Annotated in this window: 17 protein-coding genes and 1 riboswitch; of the genes, 12 read left to right on the top strand and 5 right to left on the bottom strand. The window is 70.8% G+C overall.

Features of this window, described 5'->3' with window-relative positions:
- Positions 1 to 2: 2 nt before the first annotated feature.
- Genes kdd through FHR38_RS30245 form a run of 6 tightly spaced genes read left to right on the top strand, consistent with a single transcriptional unit; the run spans position 3 to position 6,770 of the window.
- Positions 3 to 1,082: an L-erythro-3,5-diaminohexanoate dehydrogenase gene (gene kdd / locus FHR38_RS30270; protein ID WP_184538584.1), complete on the top strand. Its 1,080-nt coding sequence runs from the start codon at positions 3 to 5 to the stop codon at positions 1,080 to 1,082.
- Between the two features lie 5 nt (positions 1,083 to 1,087).
- The gene (locus FHR38_RS30265; protein WP_184538582.1) at positions 1,088 to 2,656 is read left to right on the top strand and encodes an amidohydrolase; all 1,569 of its coding nucleotides are present in this window, start codon (positions 1,088 to 1,090) and stop codon (positions 2,654 to 2,656) included.
- Positions 2,653 to 4,251: a lysine 5,6-aminomutase subunit alpha gene (gene kamD / locus FHR38_RS30260; protein ID WP_184538579.1), complete on the top strand. Its 1,599-nt coding sequence runs from the start codon at positions 2,653 to 2,655 to the stop codon at positions 4,249 to 4,251. Before FHR38_RS30265 ends, kamD begins: the two co-directional genes overlap by 4 nt.
- A complete protein-coding gene (gene kamE / locus FHR38_RS30255; RefSeq protein WP_184538577.1) occupies positions 4,248 to 5,000 on the top strand; it encodes a lysine 5,6-aminomutase subunit beta in 753 nt (250 codons plus the stop codon). The genes kamD and kamE overlap by 4 nt, the downstream gene beginning before the upstream one ends.
- Positions 4,997 to 5,413 (top strand): 3-aminobutyryl-CoA ammonia lyase, encoded by a 417-nt coding sequence (kal, locus tag FHR38_RS30250; protein ID WP_184538575.1) that lies wholly within the window; start codon positions 4,997 to 4,999, stop codon positions 5,411 to 5,413. The genes kamE and kal overlap by 4 nt, the downstream gene beginning before the upstream one ends.
- Position 5,414: 1 nt before the next feature.
- Complete coding sequence (locus FHR38_RS30245) at positions 5,415 to 6,770, top strand: glutamate mutase L (RefSeq protein WP_184538574.1); 1,356 nt, start codon at positions 5,415 to 5,417, stop codon at positions 6,768 to 6,770.
- A gap of 509 nt (positions 6,771 to 7,279) precedes the next feature.
- Here the strand turns inward: FHR38_RS30245 and FHR38_RS30240 are convergent.
- Positions 7,280 to 8,524 (bottom strand): MFS transporter, encoded by a 1,245-nt coding sequence (locus FHR38_RS30240; protein ID WP_184538573.1) that lies wholly within the window; start codon positions 8,522 to 8,524, stop codon positions 7,280 to 7,282.
- A 368-nt stretch (positions 8,525 to 8,892) separates the two neighbouring features.
- Here FHR38_RS30240 and lnt point away from each other — a divergent pair, with 368 nt between their 5' ends.
- From lnt to FHR38_RS30225, 3 genes are read left to right on the top strand one after another with little or no spacing between them, the layout of a single operon-like run.
- Positions 8,893 to 10,521, top strand: coding sequence for an apolipoprotein N-acyltransferase (gene lnt, locus FHR38_RS30235; protein ID WP_184540463.1), 1,629 nt, complete (start codon positions 8,893 to 8,895; stop codon positions 10,519 to 10,521).
- A complete protein-coding gene (locus FHR38_RS30230) occupies positions 10,493 to 11,299 on the top strand; it encodes a polyprenol monophosphomannose synthase (protein WP_312882487.1) in 807 nt (268 codons plus the stop codon). The genes lnt and FHR38_RS30230 overlap by 29 nt, the downstream gene beginning before the upstream one ends.
- Positions 11,300 to 11,359: 60 nt before the next feature.
- On the top strand, positions 11,360 to 11,887 hold the full coding sequence (locus FHR38_RS30225; RefSeq protein ID WP_184538572.1) for an FxsA family protein: 528 nt from the start codon (positions 11,360 to 11,362) through the stop codon (positions 11,885 to 11,887).
- A gap of 106 nt (positions 11,888 to 11,993) precedes the next feature.
- Here the strand turns inward: FHR38_RS30225 and FHR38_RS30220 are convergent, their stop codons facing one another.
- The 3 genes from FHR38_RS30220 to FHR38_RS30210 form a co-directional block, all read right to left on the bottom strand.
- Positions 11,994 to 12,335: an RNA polymerase-binding protein RbpA gene (locus FHR38_RS30220; RefSeq protein ID WP_088983966.1), complete on the bottom strand. Its 342-nt coding sequence runs from the start codon at positions 12,333 to 12,335 to the stop codon at positions 11,994 to 11,996.
- 182 nt (positions 12,336 to 12,517) lie between these two features.
- Positions 12,518 to 13,660 carry a coiled-coil domain-containing protein gene (locus FHR38_RS30215; protein ID WP_184538571.1) on the bottom strand — a complete coding sequence of 381 codons (1,143 nt, stop codon included), beginning with the start codon at positions 13,658 to 13,660 and terminating at the stop codon, positions 12,518 to 12,520.
- A gap of 416 nt (positions 13,661 to 14,076) precedes the next feature.
- Entirely contained in the window at positions 14,077 to 14,547 is a 471-nt protein-coding gene (locus FHR38_RS30210; protein WP_184538570.1) for a hypothetical protein, read from the bottom strand.
- On the opposite strand from FHR38_RS30210, the gene FHR38_RS30205 reads away from it, so the two are divergent.
- On the top strand, positions 14,541 to 14,816 hold the full coding sequence (locus FHR38_RS30205) for a hypothetical protein (RefSeq protein ID WP_246446794.1): 276 nt from the start codon (positions 14,541 to 14,543) through the stop codon (positions 14,814 to 14,816). The two genes, FHR38_RS30210 and FHR38_RS30205, sit on opposite strands and share 7 nt — an antisense overlap.
- Before the next feature lie 140 nt (positions 14,817 to 14,956).
- Positions 14,957 to 15,054, top strand: a riboswitch (glycine riboswitch).
- Between the two features lie 84 nt (positions 15,055 to 15,138).
- Positions 15,139 to 17,973: an aminomethyl-transferring glycine dehydrogenase gene (gcvP, locus tag FHR38_RS30200; protein ID WP_184538569.1), complete on the top strand. Its 2,835-nt coding sequence runs from the start codon at positions 15,139 to 15,141 to the stop codon at positions 17,971 to 17,973.
- 87 nt (positions 17,974 to 18,060) lie between these two features.
- On the opposite strand, the gene FHR38_RS30195 is transcribed toward gcvP, so the two are convergent.
- Positions 18,061 to 18,261, bottom strand: coding sequence for a DUF5999 family protein (locus FHR38_RS30195; protein WP_184538567.1), 201 nt, complete (start codon positions 18,259 to 18,261; stop codon positions 18,061 to 18,063).
- A 125-nt stretch (positions 18,262 to 18,386) separates the two neighbouring features.
- Between FHR38_RS30195 and FHR38_RS30190 the strand changes: the two genes are divergently transcribed.
- On the top strand, positions 18,387 to 19,598 hold the full coding sequence (locus FHR38_RS30190; protein ID WP_184538565.1) for a chorismate-binding protein: 1,212 nt from the start codon (positions 18,387 to 18,389) through the stop codon (positions 19,596 to 19,598).
- The last annotated feature ends 42 nt before the right edge of the window (positions 19,599 to 19,640 follow it).

The following is a 19,640-nucleotide window of genomic DNA, read 5'->3' as shown; positions in this document are numbered from 1 at the left end:
CCATGCGACCGGCTGGGTGTCGTGTGACGGGTGGGGAGGGAGGGGCCGTCGTGACGTCTCCAGTGGGTCTGCATCGGGTGGTCGAGCCGGCGGGGGTGCTGCCGCAGGCGGCGACGCGGCTGGACGCGGGTCGGGAGATTGGCGCCGACGAGGTGCGGATCCGGGTGGAGCGGCTCAATCTCGACGCGGCCAGTTTCCGTCAGCTCTCGGAGAAGCACGCCGGTGATGGTGCGGCGGTGCGGGCCGAGGTGCTGGAGATCATCGCCAGTCGCGGCAAGATGCACAATCCGGTCACCGGGTCGGGGGGCATGCTGATCGGCGTCGTGGACGAGGTCGGTCCGGAGTCACCGCTGCCGGTCAAGCCCGGTGATCGGGTGGCCACCCTGGTGTCGCTCACGTTGACCCCGCTGGCCATCACCGACGGGCTCGCCTCCTGGGACGGTCGCGGCGAGCAGGTGCCCTGTGCCGGGCACGCGATCCTGTTCGCTCGGTCGATCGCCGCGGTGCTGCCCGACGACCTGGACCCGATGTTGTCGTTGGCGGTGCTGGACGTCTGTGGTGCGCCGGCGCTGACTGCGCGGGTGGTGGCCGGCTATGACCGGCCGACGGTGGCGGTAATCGGGGGCGCGGGTAAGAGCGGTTCGTTGTCGTTGGCGGCGGCGACGCGGGCGGGTGCCGGTCGTACGGTGGGGGTGGTGCCGGTGCCGGCGGAGCGGGACCGGTTGTTGGCCGCTGGCCTGGCCACGGACGTGGTGCTGGCCGATGCCCGGGATCCGGTGGCGCTGTCGGCGGCGGTCTCTGGCGTGTTGGGTGGCCCGGCGGATGTCACGGTGGTGTGCGTGGATGTGCCGGGCTGCGAGCACGGGGCGATCCTGGCGACGGCCGAGGGTGGCACGGTGATCTTCTTTTCGATGGCGACGAGTTTCGCGGCGGCGGCGTTGGGCGCGGAGGGGCTGGCGGCGGACGTGACGATGCTGGTGGGTAACGGCTATGTGCCGGGGCACGCCGAGTTGGCGTTGTCGTTGGTGCGGGAGGTCGCCGGGGTGCGGGATCTGTTTTCAGCGCGGCTCACGGCAGACTGAGTGCCATGACGAACCCCTCGACTCTTTACCGTGGTGGACAGCTCTACTGCCCGGCGGATCCGCAGGCGACGGCGTTGTTGGTGCGTGATGGGCGGATTGCCTGGGTGGGCATGGATGCCGACGCGCCGGCGGCCGATCGGGTGGTGGAGCTGGATGGCGCGCTGGTGACTCCCGCGTTCGTGGACGCGCACATGCACGCGACCGGCACTGGCCTGACGCTGACGGGGCTGGATCTGACGCGGGTCGGGTCGGGGGCGGAGATCCTGGCGGCGGTGGCGGCGTTCGCGGCGGGTCTGCCGGCCGACGCGATGGTGTTCGGTAACGGCTGGGACGAGTCGCGGTGGGAGCGGCCGGGGTTGCCGACAGCTCGGGAGTTGGATCGGGCGGCGCAGGGGCGGCGGGTGTATCTGTCGCGGGTCTGTGGGCATTCGGCGTTGTGTTCGACGGCGATGATGGCCGCTGACGCGCAGGCGGCGGGGTTGGCCGGGTACGACGAGTCGGGTTGGTTGCGGTTGGATGCGCACCATCGGGTGGCGGAGATCGCGTTCGGGTCGTTCTCGTCGGCGCAGTTGACGAGGGTGCAGCGGGCGGCGTTGCGGCACGCGGCGTCGGTGGGGATCGCGGCGGTGCACGAGTGTGCTGGGCCGGGTACGTCGGACGAGGCCGATCTGCAGAGTGTGTTGGCGTTGTCCGGGGTCGGTCTGCCGGAGGTGTACGGCTACTGGGGCGAGTTGATGGCGTCGGCGAAGGCCCGTGACCTGGGTGCGGTTGGCGCGGGTGGCGATCTGTATGCGGATGGGGCGTTGGGGTCGCGTACGGCGTTCCTGTCGGAGTCGTACCTGGACGAGCCGGGTTGTGGGCATGGGTATGTCACTGCCGAGCAGGTGCGTGACCATCTGTTGGATTGTGCCGAGCATGGGATGCAGGGCGGGTTCCACGCGATCGGGGATGCGGCGATCGGCACGGTGGTGGCTGGGTTCGGGTTGGCGGCGCGGACGCTGGGGGTGGAGCGGCTGCGGGCGGCTCGGCATCGGGTGGAGCACGCCGAGTTGATGAGCAAGGCGACGATCGCCGGGTTCGTGGAGTACGGGGTCGTGGCGAGCGTGCAGCCGGCGTTCGACCGGTTGTGGGGTGGCGAGCAGCAGATGTACGCGTCGCGGTTGGGGGTGGCGCGGTCGTTGGAGTCGAACCCGGTGGGGGCGATGCACGGGGTCGGGGTGTCGTTGGCGTTGGGTTCGGATTCGCCGGTGACGCCGTTGGATCCGTGGGGTTCGGTGCGGGCGGCGATGTCGCATTTCAATCCGGCGCAGCGGTTGAGTGCGCGGGCGGCGTTCGCCGCGCACACGCGGGGTGGTTGGCGGGCGGTGCACCGGGACGACGAGGGGGTGTTGGTGCCGGGTGCGCCGGCGACCTTCGCGGTGTGGTCGACGCCGGCGGGGGTGGACCGGGGGTTGCCGGTGTTGGTGTCGGAGGTGGCGGAGTTGCGGGGACCGCAGGATCCGACGCCGTTGCCGGTGTGCCGTCGTACGGTGCTGCGCGGCGAGGTGATCTACGAGGAGGGGACGGCGCCGTGAGCGGGAAGCTGGCTTTGGATCCGGTGTTGGTGGGTCGGGCGCGGGAGTTGGCGCGGCGGGCCGGTCAGCCGGTGGTGGATTTGGCGCGTAGCCATACCACTGTGTCGGTGGAGCGGGCGGTGTTGCGGCTGGCCGGGGTGACTGGTGCGGATCCGGATGGGATTCCGTGGGTGAACCGGTTGGTGGACGCGGTGGTCGCCGACGTGGGGTTGGGGCACGGGGTGTCGTTGCCGGTGTTCGCTGCCCTGGCGCGGGAGGGTGTGGATGATCTGACGTTGCTGGCGCAGAAGGCGGCGGCGGGGTCGGTGCGGTTCGAGGTGCCGTCGGGGAAGGCAGCGACGGCGGCCAGGAAGGCGGCGCGCCGGTCGGTGGGGGCCGGGATCCGGTTGATCGATCGGCGGCGGGCGGAGCGGGAGCGGCTGGTCCGGCGGTGGGGTGATCCGAAGCAGCGGCCGTGGATCTATCTGATTGTGGCGACCGGGGATATCTACGAGGACATTCCGCAGGCGCAGGCGGCGGCGCGGGCGGGTGCGGATGTGATCGCGGTGATCCGGTCGACGGGGCAGTCGTTGTTGGACTATGTGCCGGAGGGGGCGACCCGGGAGGGGTTCGCGGGGACGTACGCGACGCAGGAGAACTTCCGGTTGATGCGGGCGGCGTTGGATGCCTCGTCGAAGGAGTTGGGCCGCTATGTGCGGTTGACGAATTACGCGTCTGGGTTGTGTATGCCGGAGATGGCGGCGTTGGCTGGCCTGGAGCGGCTGGACATGATGCTCAACGATTCGATGTACGGGATTCTGTTCCGGGATATCAATCCGATTCGGACGTTCGTGGATCAGCGGTTCTCCCGGCAGGTGCATGCCCGGGCGGGGATCATCATCAACACCGGTGAGGACAACTATCTGACCACCGCTGACGCGGTGGACGAGGCGCACACGGTGACGGTGTCGCAGTTGCTCAACGAGTTCTTCGCCCACGAGGCGGGGTTGGCGGACTGGCAGCTGGGTTTGGGGCACGCGTTTGAGATCAATCCGGATGTGCCGGAGTCGTTGCGGTTGGAGTTGGCGCACGCGTTGTTGGCGCGGGAGTTGTTTCCGGACGCGCCGTTGAAGTGGATGCCGCCGACGAAGCACATGACCGGTGACGTGTTCCGGGGCAACCTGTTGGATGGGTTCTTCAACCTGGTGGGCACCCTGACCGGTCAGGGGATCCTGCTGGTGGGGATGATGACCGAGGCGGTGGTGACGCCGTGGTTGTCGGATCGGGACATCGCCCTGCAGAACGTGCGGTACGTGTTGGGGGCCGCTGGCGGGTTGCGCGAGGATTTCGTGCCGGCGCCGGGTGGGTTCATCCAGCAGCGGGCGAACCGGGTGTTGGCGGACGCGGTGCGGTTGTTGGAGCGGATCGGTGACGACACGTTGTTGACGGCGATCGCCGAGGGCACGTTCGGGATCATGAAGCGGCCGGCGGACCGGGGCAAGGGCCTGGATGGGGTGGCGGCGCAGGCCGACGACTACTTCAACCCGGCCACGGAGATCCTGGAGGCTCCGTCGGCTGGCCCGGCGGTGGCGGCCGCCGAGGGGGAGGGGCGATGAGCGGGTCGATCGTGCGGCCGTACGGGGACACCACGGGTGACGGCATGGTGCAGATGTCGTTCACGTTGCCGGTGCCGCACGACAAGCGGGCCGAGGGTGCGGCGTTGCAGTTGGCCGGGAAGATGGGCATGGACCCGGCGATGTTGGTGCACGCCAAGCAGATGGGCGACGGGTTCACCTTCTTCGTCGTCTATGGGCGGGTGAACCATCTGGTGGACCTGTCGGCGGTGCAGGTGGTGGAGCGGGACTTTCCGTTGTTGTCCGCCAAGGAGGTCAACGCGCTGGTCAAGCAGCGGTTGCGGCGCAAACTGTCGGTGGTGGGTGCTTGTATCGGCACCGATGCGCACACGGTGGGCATCGACGCGATCCTCAACGTCAAGGGCATCGCCGGTGAGAAGGGCCTGGAGTACTACCGCGAGCTGAAGGTGACCAATCTGGGTGCGCAGGTGAGTGTGCCGGATCTGGTGGAGGCGGCCCGGGCGGAACGCGCGGACGCGGTGCTGGTGTCGCAGGTGGTCACGCAGCGGGATGCGCATCTGCACAACACGCGGGAGATGTCGGCGGCGTTCCGGGAGGCGATGCCGGCGGGGCGGCGACCGTTGTTGATCGTTGGTGGGCCTCGGTTCGACGAGAAGATGACCGGGGAGTTGGGGGTGGACCGTATCTTCGGTCGGGGCACCACTCCGAGTGAGGTGGCCAGTTACCTGGTCCATGCGTTGGTCGCACAGAAGGTGAAGGCTTCGGCATGACTGATCCGCGTCTCGGGCTGACGGTGACCCATCGGCGCTATGTGCCGTATTCGCACGCGCACTATGCCGGTGATCTGGTGGATGGGGCGTACGCGCTGGGTTTGTTCGGTGATGTGGCGACGGAGGTGTGTATCCGTACCGACGGGGATGAGGGGTTGTTCGCGTCCTATTCGGATGTGCAGTTCCGTGCTCCGATGCGGGCGGGGGACGTGTTGGAGGTGGTGGCGACGGTGACCCGGGTGGGTAACCGTAGTCGCACCATCGACTTCGAGTGCCGGGTGGTGTGTCGGGGTCGGCCGGATCTGGGGGCGTCGGCGGCGGAGGTGTTGGCCGAGCCGGTGGTGGCGGTGTCGGCGACTGGCACGGTGGTGGTGCCGCCGCCGGCGCCGGGGGCGGTCCCTGGGGGCCTGTGACGTGTACGCGGTCTGCGCCGACGTGGGTTCCACCTGTACGAAGGTCGCGGTGGTGGACCTCGGCGATGGTCGGCTGGTGGCGACCGCGACCCGGCCCACGACGGTCGGCACGGATGTGCTGCACGGGTTGGATGCGGCGGTCGCGCAGGCCACCGTGGGGTTGCCGGCCGGGTCGTCGATGCCGTGGTATGTGTGCTCGTCGGCTGGCGGTGGGTTGCGGCTGGCGGTGGTGGGCTACGAGGAGTTGGTGACGGCGCAGGCGGGGCATCGGGTGGGCCTGTCGGCGGGGGCGCGGGTGGTGCACGTCGCGGCGGGCCCGTTGGACGGGGCGGGGTTGGCCGCGTTGCGGGCTGCCCGCCCGGACGTGGTGTTGCTGGTGGGCGGCACCGATGGCGGGGACGCGGAGGTGTTGACCCACAACGCGTCCCGGTTGGCTCGGGCCCGTTGGCGGATCCCGGTCGTGTTGGCCGGTAACGGGGATGTCCGGGAGTCGCTGACGGGTCTGCTCGCCGAGCGGGGGGTGCCGGTGACGGCGGCCGACAATGTGCTGCCCCGGATCGGGGTGCTGCGGCCGGGGCCGGCGCGGGAGGCGATCCGGGCGGTGTTCCTGCGGCATGTGATCGGCGGTAAGCGGTTGTCGCGGGGGCACCGGTTCGCCGGCCTGGTGCGGGCGGCCACCCCGGATGCGGTGCTGACCGGGGTGGAGTTGCTGGCCGACCACCTGGGCGGGGATCTGCTGGTGGTGGACGTGGGTGGGGCGACCACGGACGTGTATTCGGCGTTGACTCCGGACGAGTCGGCCGGCGGGCCGGGGGTGGCGGCGGCTGGGACGTTGTGGCGGGCCCGTACGGTCGAGGGTGATCTGGGCATGCGGTGGAGCGCGCCGGGTGTGGTCGAGGCGGCGGCGGCGGAACGGTTGCTGACCGAGGCGGACCGGGTGGCGTTGGCGGGGCCGGCGGCGGTACGGGCGGCCGACCCGGGTCATCTGTCGGTTGGCGGGGCCGAGCGGGCGGTCGACGAGCGGATCGCGGCGTTGGCGGCGACGGTGGCGGTGCGTCGGCATGTGCGGGGCGGTTCGGTGGGGGAACGGGCGGCCCGGGATCTGCGGGATGTGCGGTTGTTGATTGGTTCCGGCGGTGTGCTTCGCCACGCCGAGCCGGCCCGGTCGGCGGCGGTGCTGGACGCGGTGCTCACCGATCATGCGGGGGGCTGGGCGTTGCCCCGGGCGGCCGGTAGGGCGGTGGACGTCGACTATGTGTTGGCGGCGGGTGGGTTGTTGGCCGCCGAGCATCCGGGGGCGGCGGTGGCGTTGCTGCGGCGGCATCTGGCGGTCGCGGCGGGGTCGGGCGGCCGGTGATCGGGGCGTTCCGGGTGGTGGTCGGGGCGCGCCGGGTGCGACACGCCGGGTCGATTTGGGCGACTGGCCGGGGGCGGTTGACAGTTACCGGGGTCGACCACGTACCGTCTTTGAGTCCTACTACGGGAAGCGGCTGTTGTTCGCTTCGTCTCTTCGTCCGCTGGCCGAGCGACATGGTTCTTGTGTCGCGGCGGCCAGGTCCAGCGGGCGGGGGTCGGCGGGGCGGCGCGAACCGGCCGCGGTTACCGGTGTACGGGCAGGGGAATGTACGCGGCCAGTAGACAACGGCCTTACGGGGGCAGCCAGCCCGCGTCTGGTCGGTCCGAAGGTCGTGCTGGATACCTCTGCCGCACCGGCCGGGAAGGGCCTGGGAGCATCGGGGCGTGGCCAGTGGCCGCGCCCCGATTTTGCTGTCGGCCGCCGGTTCCCGGCGCGTGTTCCGCTTGTCGGCCGCCGGTTCCCGGGCCGGTGTTCCGCTGTCCGCGTTCTTTTCCCGGCTGGCGGGTTACCTACTGTGCCGCTGCCGGTTCGGCGACCTCGACGGGGTCGGTCTGCCGCCGTCGGGCCTGGTCCACCCGGCCGTGTACGAGGTGGTACAGGGCGGCGGAGAGCAGTACGACGGTGGCGAGTAGCAGGTACATCCGGGTGTAGCCGGTGTGGCTGAGCAATAGGCCGAGTAGGACCGGGCCGACGCCCACGCCGAGGTCGACCATGAGGAAGTGGGTGGAGATGGCCACGCCGATGCGGGGCATGGGAACGCGGGCGACCGCGATCGACTGGAGTGCGGACATGAGGGTGCCGAAGCCGAGTCCCATCAGGCCGCCGGCGAGTAGAAGGACGGTGTTGGTGTGGGCGGCGGCGAGGACGGCGAGGCCGGCGGCGAAGGCACCGATCGCGACGTAGACGACGAGGTTGTCGCCTCGGCGGTCCTGTAGCGGGCCGGCGACGAACCGGGACAGGAACAGGACGGCGGCGTAGACGAGGAAGAAGACGCTGGCGGCTGTTTCCAGGCCGCGTTCGTTGGCGTAGGAGTTGAGGAAGGTCAGTACTCCGGAGTAGCTGACGGCCATGACGAACATGAAGCTGGCTACGGGGACGACGTTGGCGTGCAGCATGTCCCTGGGGTGGAATCGGCGTAGCCGGGCCCGTTGTTCGGCGGGCAGTGGCACGTGTGGGGTCCGTAGGAACAGTGCTGTGATCATTGCGAGTGCGGAGGCGATGCAGCCGGCGGTGAACAGCGCCCGGTAGCCGGGTCCGTGGACCAGCAGCAGTGCGACGAATGGTCCGATCGCGGTGGCGAGGGTGATGCTGAGGGTGAAGTATCCGGTGCCTTCGGCCCGGCGGGACGCCGGGATGAGCGACTGGGCCAGGGTCATGGCGGCGGTGCTGGCGGTGGCGAACGCCACCCCGTGTATCGCCCGTACGACGAGTAGGACGCCGAGTGAGTCGAGCGCGTCGGCTGGCAGGTAGCTCAGGGAGGCGATGAGGAATACCACGAGGGAGATGGTGAGGGTCCGGCGGCGGCCCACCAGGTCGGCGAGGTTCCCGGCGAACAGGCGGGCTACGGTGGCGCCGATGACGAAGACGCTGGAGGTCAGTCCGCCGATGGTGTCCGAGGCGCTGAACCGTTCGATGGCGTATCCGGCCATCGTGGTCATGAGCAGGTAGAACACGAACGCCAGGAAGAGGTTCGCCATTGAGGCGAGCACCAGATCCCGGGTCCATAACCGTTCCTTGCTCCTGACTTGTGTCATTGCCGCTGTGCCCTTCCAGGTGTGGTGTCACGTTTCCGCAGGCTCTTGGGGTGAGCTGTGCACGGGATGCTTCCACGGGTACGCCCGATTTGCCGGCTATGATCCCGATCACCTTTCGGTGCTCCCAGACCGTCGGTTGCCCGTGATGTCCCCGGCCGCCGGTCTTTCGCCCGGCCTGCCCTATCCGCGCTCCCGCCGGACCCGTGGGGCGGGTCGGGCAGGCCGGGCGGTGGGGCCGGTAGCCTTCGGCGGGAGTTTCCTCGTGCCACCGGTGGCACTGCGGTTGACGGTCCACCGCTGGAGACGCGACGTGATGGGGTGGGGTGAAGACGCCGGTGGAGGTCGTCGACGGCCGGGCGGCTCGGCCAATGCCGCTGGGGTTGGCGGTGCTGGCCGCGGTGGTGGCCGGTGGTGCGCTACTGGCGGCGTTCCCGCCGTACGGGCTGTGGTGGTTGGCGCCGGTCGGAGTGGCGCTGCTGGCTGCGGCGGTGCACCGGCGGCGGTTACGCGCCGGGGCGGGACTGGGAATGCTCGCCGGGCTGGTGTTCTTCGCCCCGCTGTTGAGTTGGACGAACCTGCACACCGGTTCCCTGCCGTGGGTGTTGCTGTCGGTGTTGCAGGCGGCGTACCTGGCGCTGCTGGGGGCGGCCGGGGCGTGGACCAGTGCCCTGGTGGACCGGTTCCGCTGGTCGTGGCCGATGGTGACGGGGCTGCTGTGGGTGGCGCAGGAGGCGCTGCGGGACCGTACGCCGTTTGGTGGATTCCCGTGGGGGCGGTTGGCGTTCAGCCAGGGTGATTCGCCGCTGCTGCGGGTCGCGGCGTTGGGTGGCGCGCCGCTGGTGACGTTCGGGGTGGCGCTGGCCGGGGGGTGCCTGGTGGCCGCCGTGTGGCGGCCCTGGCGGCGCCCCGACGACGGCGGGCGTCGGCTGACCGGGTGGTGGCCGGCGGTTGGCCTGGTGGCGGTGGCGGGACTGCTGATGCTGGTCGGGGCACTGGTGCCGGTGGGTGGTACCCCGACCGGACGGGCGCTGACCGTGGCGATCGTGCAGGGCAATGTGCCTCGTATGGGGCTGGACTTCAACGCCCAGCGGCGCGCGGTGCTGGACAACCACGTCAACGCGACGGTGGCCCTGGCCGCCCGGGTTGCCAGCGGCCAGCAGCCGAAACCAGACCTGGTGGTGTGGCCGGAGAACTCCAGTGACATCGACCCACTGCGGTATCCGGATGCCGCCGCCCGGATTTCCGAGGCGGCCTCGGCGATCGGGGTGCCGGTCCTGGTGGGGGCGGTACTGACCGGTCCGGGCGCGGGGCAGGTGCGCAACGTGGGGCTGCTGTGGCAGCCGGGCAGCGGCCCGGACCTGGACCAGCTGTACGTCAAGCGGCATCCGGTGCCGTTCGCCGAGTACGTCCCGATGCGCGACATCGCCCGGCTGGTCAGCAAGGAGGTCGACCGGGTCCGGGCGGACTTCGTGCCGGGCAGCACCCCTGGGGTGGTGCGGGCCGCCGGGGCGGTACTGGGGGATGTGATCTGTTTCGAGGTGGCCTACGACGCGGTGGTGCGGGACACGGTCACCGGCGGGGCGCAGCTGCTGGTGGTGCAGACCAACAACGCCACGTTCGACGAGTCCGAGGCGCTGCAGCAGATGGCAATGGTGCGGCTGCGGGCGGTGGAGCACGGCCGTCCGGCGTTGATGGCCTCCACGGTCGGTGTGTCCGGGTTCGTCGACCCCGCCGGGCGGGTATCCGACGCCACCGGCTTCAACACCGGTGAGGTGGTGGTACGGCAGCTACGGCCGCAGGACGGTCGTACGGTGGCCACCCGCGTCGGGTTGTGGCCGGAGGTGGCCCTGGTGGCCGCTGCCGTGCTGGTCCTGGCCTTGGCGGTGCGGGAACGCCGCCGCCCGGGGGCGGCCCGGCGGGACGTGACGACGGGGGACGTCGGTGACCCGGCGGGGGCGGAGGAACGTGGTGAGCGAGGCGCTGAAGCGCGATCGTAGGGCCGGTTATCCCGGCGTGGGTCGGGTCCTGGTGGTGATTCCCACCTACAACGAGGCCGACAACGTCACGGTGATCACCGATCGGGTACGCCGGTCGGCGCCCGAGGTGGAGATCCTCATCGCCGACGACAACAGCCCGGACGGCACCGGGGCGCTGGCCGACCGACTGGCGGCCGACGATGATCATGTCCATGTGTTGCACCGCAGCGGCAAGCAGGGCCTGGGGGCGGCGTATGTGGCCGGGTTCGGGTGGGCCCGGGACCGGGGCTACGACGCGGTGGTCGAGATGGACGCCGACGGTTCGCACGCTCCGGAGGAGCTGCCGAAGTTGCTGGACGCAGCCCGTGAGGCAGATGTGGTGATCGGGTCGCGGTGGATGCCCGGCGGGGAGGTCGTCAACTGGCCGTGGCACCGGTTGGTGCTCTCCCGTGGGGCGAATCTGTATGCCCGGCTGGCGTTGGGGATGCCGGTCTCCGACGTCACCGGCGGATACCGGGTCTACCGGCTACCGGTGCTCGAAAAGATCGACTTCGGGTCGGTGTCATCGCAGGGTTTCTCGTTCCAGGTCGAACTGTCCCGCCGCGCCCACCAGGCGGGTTTCCGCATCGTCGAGGTGCCGATCACGTTCTCCGAACGGGAACACGGGGCGAGCAAGATGAGCCCGACGATCATCGGGGAGGGGCTGTGGCGGGTCGCCCTGTGGGGTGTGCGGGACCGTCGGGCGACGTTACGGCGGGGCTTGCGTCGTACGCCCACCGGGCAGGTTCGCTGGCCGTGATGGTGGGCGTGTCATGCTGGATGGGCGGATCACACGGCCGCAGATCCGGATTGAGGTGACATGCGCCGAGGACTCAGGTTGGTGCCGCTGGCACTGCTGCTCACAGCAATCGCCGAGTTTGCCGTATTCGTGGCGTTCGGGCGATGGATCGGATTCGGCTGGACGATCCTGCTGGTCCTGGCAGCGTCCGCGCTGGGCCTGATGCTGCTGCGGCGGGAGGGACTGCGGGCGTGGCGCGGGTTCCGGTCCGCTGTTGATTCGGGACAGCCGCCGGGGATCCAGGTGACCGACGGTCTGGTGGGGCTGGCCGGTGGGCTGCTGCTGGCCGTGCCGGGGCTGGTCACCGGGACGGTCGGGCTGCTGCTGGTGGTACCCCCGGTGCGGCGGCTGGTCCGCCGTCAGGTGCAGGCCACCGCCGAGCGGCGGGTGTCGGCGATGGTGGCCGGTGACCTGTTCGGTCCCCGCCGGGTACGGGTACACCGCGGGCAGCCACAGCCCAGCGATACGTCACCCGGGCCTACCGCCGCACAGGATGTCCCGCCCGGGGTGGCGATCGAAGGAGAAATCGTGGAGCCGCGCCAGCCCTGACCGCGGTCGGTCGGCCGCCAGTCGGCAGGCGACCAGGCGTCCCGCAGACAGAACCGCCGTCGTCACCGGTGACTCCCGGCGACGACGGCGGCGGTATTCTGGTCGATCAGGCCCGGCCGCGCCGGGTGCGGACCTCTTGGAGCCGTTCGGCGAGGATGTCCTCCAGCTCGGTGATGGAGCGGCGCTCCAGCAACATGTCCCAGTGGGTACGCGGCGGCTTGGCCTTCTTCTGCTCCGGCTCGCTACCGTCGACCAGCCGGGCCACGCTGCCGTCGAACTTGCATTCCCAGGTGGTCGGTACCTCGGCGTCGACGGCGAAGGGCACCTCGAACTGGTGGCCCTTGGCGCAGAGGTACTCGCGGGTCTGGCGCGGCGCGAGCTCCGTGTTGCGGTCGGACTCGTAACTGACCGCTCCCAGACGACTTCCGCGCAGCATGCGCTCGCCCATGGTCGGTTTCCCCCTTGTTTCCGGTGCTGGTCTTCTTGGTGTAACGACATGTCCCGGGCGGGCGATTCCCGCTGCGACAGGAAAGGTACCCGGAAAAGCTACCTGTGGTGCGACGATGCGAGCGTAGCCGGCCGTTGCGACCGGTGAGCCGCCTCACCCGGTTCCCGCCGACGGGCCCCCTCTCACCCGGTGCCACCGCCGTCGTTGGCGGGCCGGGCGGCGGCCGCACCGAGGCTGGCCAGCGCGGCGGCGAGGTCGCCGACCTGCGCCGACAGCTGCGCCGCCCGGGCGGCGGTGGCGTCCCGGTCCGATTCCGCCGCGCGTAGTCGTACGGCCAACTCGGCCAAGCGGCCCTGAAGGCCGGTGGCGCTGTCGCGGGCGGTCCGCAGCTCGCCCCGGGCCTGGTCCAGTTCCGCGGCGGCACGATCCAACGCGACGCGGGTCCGGTCGAGTTCCCCGGTCGCCGTGGCTGCCGTGGCCTGGGCCTGCTCGGCGGCGGCGCGGGCCAGCTCGGCCTCCCCCCGGGCCTGCACCGCCTCGCGGGCGGCGGCGTCGGCCGCGTCCTGTGCCTCGGCGGCAACCGCCTGGAAGTGCCTGGCCCGGCCCAGCGCCTCCGTCGCCGCCTGGGCGGCCCGGTCGGCGTCGGAGCGGGCGGTGTCCCGTTCCCGGGTCACTTCGGCGACCTGGCGTTCGGCGGTCTCGATCCGGCCCCTCAGCTCCCGCACGTCCCGGCGGGCGGCGTCACGGTCCTGTTCGGCCTGCGACCGCAGGGCCTGCGCCGCGCTGGCCACGTGTTGTGCCTCGTCCCGGGCGGCCAGCGCCTCGGTCGTACGGCGGTGGGCCTCGGCCGTGGCCTGGGCAGCGGCCTCGGCGTCCCGGCGGGCGGCGTCACGGTCAACGACGGCGTTCTGCGTCTGCTGTCGGGCCTCGGTGGCGTCCCGGACAGCAGCTTCGGCGTCCCAGCGGGCCTCGTCCCGTTCGGTCTGGGCGGCGGCGACCTGGGCGGCGGTCTCGGCCCGTACCTGCGCGAGTTGCCGTTCCACCCCGGCCGGGGAGAGTTCTGCGTGCAGTGCCTCGGTCAACGTGTCGACCACCTGGTCGAGTCGGTCGACCGCCTCCCAGGTGCGGGCGACCTGGCCGGCCAGACCGGGGGCGTTGCGATGCCGCATCCGGCTGTTGCGGGAGGCGCGCTGGCAAGCCCCGTCGTTGTCACGGCAGTAGCGGAACGGGCGGCCGGCGGCGGCCCGCTGCGGCACAGGTCGTCCGCAGTGTCCACAGGGGCGGGTGACGGCCGGCGGCTCGCCGGTGGGGACCTGGGTATCCATCGCCGCGGAAGTCTAGTGCCCGGCTCGTGAACCCGTCGGCCCGCCACGTGCCTGAAGTGCCCAGGGCGAACACCACGGCACCGATTCCACAAGCCCGAAGTCGATCTTCTCCCGGATAGGCCGCTACGGGTATGACTGAAGGCCCTGGTCGAGCAGGTGGCCCTATCGGGACAGAGCCGGCGGGTGGACCTCTACCTGGGGCCCGTTCCCGGCTGGAGTTCTACGACAGCGACGCGATCGACAAGCTGACCGCCTCGTGTCCGTGGCTGCGGGTCACCTACGTCGTCGGGTCCGACGCGACCCGTCCCGGTGAGTTCACACAGCTCATCGACCAAGCCCTGACCAACGGTGACTTTCGCTCGCGGCACGTCTACCTGTGCGGGGCGGACACGATGGTGGCCGGTGCGGTCGACCGGCTACTCCAGTCCGGCTACCACAGCGGTCAACTGCACCACGAAGGGTTCGGCACGTACTGGTACGGCCCGACCTGGCGTACGGCCAGCGGTCCGCTGGAGAACAGGTCCGCTTGGCGAGGCATAGGAGGTGCTCAGTGAGCGCGGCCCCGAGTGTGAGGTGTGGCGGACCGGTGAGTTCGATGGAACCGGCTGCTCGGTGTCGTACTCGGTGATGAGTGCCGGGAACCAGGTGACGTCTTCGGGTGTGCCGTCGTACGTGCCACGGTTGCTGTTGGCCATGTCCGTGACCTGCTGGGCTTCGAGGAGGGTGGTCAGCAGGCCGCGGTCGTTGGCGCGGATTCCGAGCTTGTCGATGGCTTGGCCGAGGAGGCTGTAGCAGAGCCAGGAATGGAACCGGCCGGTGTCGAAGCCGAGGACCTCAATTCCCTGGATGATGCCGGGCGGTGTCGGAACCGGCTGGGCGTGTGCCACGGAGCGGTGAAGGTGTCCTGGTCCTCGGGGAGGAAGTCTGTCAGGCAGCTGCTGACGCTGACGACTACTGCCGGGAGGCGTTGCGGATCTCCGGCGAGATGATGATGTCCCACATGCAGGCCGCGGCCCAGCACCTCAGTCAGGGCCGGGAGCAGTTGGCGCGCACCATGGACCGGCTCGACGGTCCGGCCGGTCCCACTCCGGTCGAGCAGCCGGACCCGGGTGGCGCGGCGGCGTTGCCCCGCAACGCGCCCCGCTGGGTGGGCTGACCGTACGACGGCGGTGGGTCCGTCGGGGCGTGAAGCCCCTGCACCACCGCGCGCCCCGCTGGCGGACCCACACGTTGATCTTATTGTTCCAGTGCCGCGTCAGGCCTGGGTGCAGGGCTGGTACCGTGGCCGATGCCGGTACCACCCACGGGGGAGAGACCACCTGAAACCGTTCAGGCGGCGCCGAAGGGGCAAATCCTCCCCGGAACCTCTCAGGCAAAAGGACCTCGTGGGCAGGCGCTGTGGAGCGTTCCGTCTGCTGGCGCGGATGCGACTCAGGGGGAGGCCGCCCTGTCGACCTCGCCCTCCGGGAGCGCATCCGATGACCGCTGAACCCTTCGTCGTACGCCACGTCGGCCCGGATCCCGGCGAGGAACGCCGGATGTTGGAGACCGTGGGATACGCCTCCGTCGACGAGTTGATGGACGCCGCGATTCCCGAGGTGATCCGCTGGCACGGCACCCTGGACCTGCCCCCGGCGGCGACCGAGGCCGAGACCATCGCCGAACTGCGGGCCATCGCGGCCCGCAACACGGTGGCCGTGTCGATGATCGGGCTCGGCTACCACGGCACCCACACCCCGGCGGTGATCCGCCGTAACGTGCTGGAGAACCCGGCCTGGTACACGGCGTACACGCCGTACCAGCCGGAGATCAGCCAGGGTCGGCTGGAGGCGCTGCTCAACTTCCAGACGATGGTCACCGATCTGACCGGGCTGGCCACCGCGAACGCGTCGATGCTCGACGAGGGCACCGCGGCGGCGGAGGCGATGACCCTGGCCCGCCGCGCCGCCAAGACCAAGAGCCCGGTGTACGTCGTCGACGCCGACACCCTGCCGCAGACCATCTCGGTGATCGCCACCCGGGCCGAACCGCTCGGCATCGAGGTGCGGGTGCTGGACCTGGGCACCGAGGCTCTGCCGGAGGAGTTCTTCGGCCTGCACCTGCAGTACCCTGGCGCGTCCGGTGCGGTCCGCGACCACGGTGATCTGGTCAGCGCCGCCCATGCCGTCGGGGCACTGGTCACCGTCGCCGCCGATCTGCTCGCCCTGACCCTGCTGCGGTCGCCGGGGGAGATCGGTGCCGACATCGCCGCCGGCACCACGCAACGCTTCGGCGTACCGATGGGTTTCGGTGGGCCGCACGCCGGCTACCTGGCGGTGCGGGCCGGCCTGGAGCGGATGCTGCCCGGCCGTCTGGTCGGGGTGTCCCGGGACGCGGACGGTAACCGGGCCTACCGGCTGGCGTTGCAGACCCGTGAGCAGCACATCCGCCGGGAGAAGGCGACCAGCAACATCTGTACCGCCCAGGTGCTGCTGGCCGTGATGGCCAGCATGTACGCCGTCTACCACGGTCCGGACGGGTTGACCGCGATCGCCTGGCGGACCGGCGCGCACGCCGCCACCCTGGCCGCCGGGCTGCGCGCCGGCGGCGTCACCGTCGCCCACGACGACTTCTTCGACACCGTGACCGCCGTGGTGCCGGGCCGGGCGGAAGCAGTGGTGGCTGCCGCCGCCGAACAGGGGGTCAACCTGCGACTGGTCGGCACCGACCGGGTGGGGATCGCCTGCGACGAAACCACCACCGAGGCGCACCTGGCGGCGGTCTGGGCGGCGTTCGGGGTGCCCCGGTTCCCCGGCCGGGCCGAACCGGCGCTGCCCGTCGGACTGGCCCGCGGGACCGACTTCCTGACCCATCCGGTATTCCACCGTCACCGGTCCGAGACGTCGATGCTGCGGTACCTGCGGCGGCTGGCCGACTCCGACTATGCCCTGGACCGGGGCATGATCCCACTGGGTTCCTGCACGATGAAGCTCAACGCCACCACCGAGATGGAGCCGGTGAGCTGGCCGGAGTTCGCCGACATCCACCCGTTCGCGCCGGCCGCGCAGACCACCGGCTACCGTCAACTGGTCACCGCCCTGGAGGGCTGGCTGGCCGAGGTGACCGGCTACGACGCGGTGAGCGTGCAACCCAACGCCGGTTCGCAGGGGGAACTCGCCGGCCTGCTCGCCATCCGTGGCTACCACCGGGATCGGGGCGAGGGGCATCGTGACGTGTGTCTGATCCCGTCGTCGGCGCACGGCACCAACGCCGCCAGCGCGGTGATGGCCGGCATGCGGGTGGTCGTGGTGGCCTGTGACGCCGACGGCAACGTGGACCTGGTCGACCTGGACCGCAGGATCGAGGCGCATCGGGACACCCTGGCCGCGATCATGGTCACCTACCCGTCCACCCACGGGGTGTACGAGACGGGCATCGCCTCGCTGTGCGCCAAGGTCCACGACGCTGGTGGCCAGGTGTACGTCGACGGCGCCAACCTCAACGCGCTGCTCGGGTTCGCCAAGCCGGGCACATTCGGTGCCGACGTGTCCCATCTCAACCTGCACAAGACCTTCTGCATCCCGCACGGTGGCGGGGGGCCCGGGGTCGGTCCGGTCGCGGTCCGGTCGCACCTGGCACCGTACCTGCCCGGCGACCCGCTGACCGCCGCCGACAGCGACGCGACCGTGGTCCGGCCGGCGATCTCCGCGGCCCGGCACGGGTCGGCCGGCATCCTGCCCATCCCGTGGGCCTACCTGCGGATGATGGGGCCGGACGGGCTGGCCCGGGCCACCGGCGTGGCGGTCCTGGCGGCCAACTATGTGGCAGCCCGGCTACGTGGGCACTACCCGGTGCTCTACACCGGCAACAAGGGGCTGGTCGCGCACGAGTGCATCCTGGACCTGCGGCCGTTGACCAAGGCGACCGGGGTGAGCGTGGACGACGTGGCGAAGCGGCTGATCGACTACGGGTTCCACGCGCCGACCATGTCCTTCCCGGTGGCCGGGACGCTGATGGTGGAGCCGACCGAGAGCGAGGACCTGGCCGAGCTGGACCGGTTCTGCGACGCGATGATCGCCATCCGGGAGGAGATCGACCGGGTCGAGTCGGGTCAGTGGCCGGCGAGGGACAATCCCCTGTCGAACGCTCCGCACACCGCCGCGATGGTCACTGCCGACGAGTGGACCCGCCCATATCCACGATCCGTGGCGGCCTACCCGGACGGGGTGGACCGGGCGGCGAAGTACTGGCCGCCGGTGCGCCGCATCGACGGTGCGTACGGCGACCGTAACCTGGTCTGCGCCTGTCCGCCGCCGGAGGCGTTCGAGAACTGAGCGGCGTGAGGGTCGGGGCGGGTCCGGTCGTGGGCCCGCCCGTTTCGTCGCCGTCGACAACGACGGCGACTACCGCCAGTAGTGGGATCAGGCGGCTAGGGCGTGTCGGGCTGGACCGCGGTGTGGTGCGATCGGACTGCCGTCGGGCAGCAGCTCACCGGTGTCCTCGAACACGATCACACCGTTGCAGAGCAGGCTCCATCCCTGCTCAGGAAAGCAGGCGATGACCCGGGCGGCATCTCGGTCGGTTGCTTCGGCGGAGGGACAGGTGGGCTGGTGCTGGCACATCGGGGTTCTCCGGAGTGTGGGGGGTGCTGTGGCATGGTTCACATGACCAGTGACGCACAGTACCAAGCGAAACCGCACTACATCGAGCAATATCCGACAGCAACCCGGGAGAATCCACCCAACGGATGAGGCAGATAGGTCCACTCGTCGTGCGAACACTGACAGCCCCGGCAGTCGTACCACCGTTGTGTGCCGGTTCCCTCCGGGAACGTGACCGGCTGCAGTGGTGGGTCGGTGACGGCGGCGACCCGGCCGACCTGGCCGGCGAATTCCTGACCGGTCACGGGCTCGCCGGACAGTTGACCGGGAACCTTCCTGCTGTCGCCCGGCCCCACACCGCCGCCCATGATCCAGCCGTACCGTGCGGAGCGGCGATGTTCGTCTCCGCCGCCGCCGGCGCGATCCTGGCCGGCGGCCCCGCCGGCCCGCCCAGCCCGGCGCCGGCCGTACCCGACCTGGTGGTGGTGGTCTACGAACACCGGGCGCATCCCGACCCGTCCACCACCACCGGAGGTACGCCGACCAGCTGGCGGCTCGGGCCCTGGCGGCCCAGTTGGACAGAACAGCAGCACGCCGACGCCGTCGAGGCGGCCCGGGCAGCCATCGGCCGAGGTGACGTCTACCAGGTCAACGTGGTCGGCCACAGCGCCGCGCCGTACGCCGGTGATCCCCGGCCCGCTCTGGCCCGGCTCAGCCGGCTACCCGGTGCCCGCTATGGCGGGGTGCTCACCGGCCCCGGCTGGGCCATCGGTTGCGCCTCACCGGAAACCCTGGTCGAGGTCACCGGCGGACGAGCAGTGACCCGGCCGATCAAGGGCACCCGGCCGGCCACCGGAACCGGCCACCGGGAACTGCTCGCCTCGGCCAAGGAACGGGCCGAACACGTCATGATCGTCGACCTGGAACGCAACGACCTGGCCCAGGTGGCCCGTACCGGGTCGGTACGGGTCGACGAGCTGTACGCCGTACGCCGCTGGTGTGACCTGTGGCAGGCGGAGTCGACGGTATCGGCGGAGCTCGCCGACGGTGTCGACCTGGCCGACCTGCTCCGAGCGGTCTGCCCCGGCGGCTCGGTCACCGGCGCTCCCAAACTCGCCGCGCTGGCCCAGATCGCCGCCCTGGAGCCCGTCGGCCGGGGGGCCAGCATGGGTGCGTTCGGCTGGGTCGGAACCGACCGCATCGACCTGGGGCTGACCATCCGCACCGTCGCGGTCGACGCCGACCGGGTCCACCTGTGGGCCGGCGGCGGGATCACCTGGGGCAGCGAACCGCACGCCGAGGTGGCCGAGGCGGCGGCCAAGGCCGCCCCGGTCCGCGCCGCCCTGGCCGACCGGTAATCTACCGCGCCGCCCTGGCCGGGCCCTTCCCTCTAATGATCG

This window comes from Micromonospora polyrhachis, from assembly GCF_014203835.1.
Lineage (GTDB): Bacteria > Actinomycetota > Actinomycetes > Mycobacteriales > Micromonosporaceae > Micromonospora_H > Micromonospora_H polyrhachis.
The sequence above is the reverse complement of the archived record's forward strand: the minus strand, read 5'-3'. Positions and strand labels throughout refer to the sequence as shown.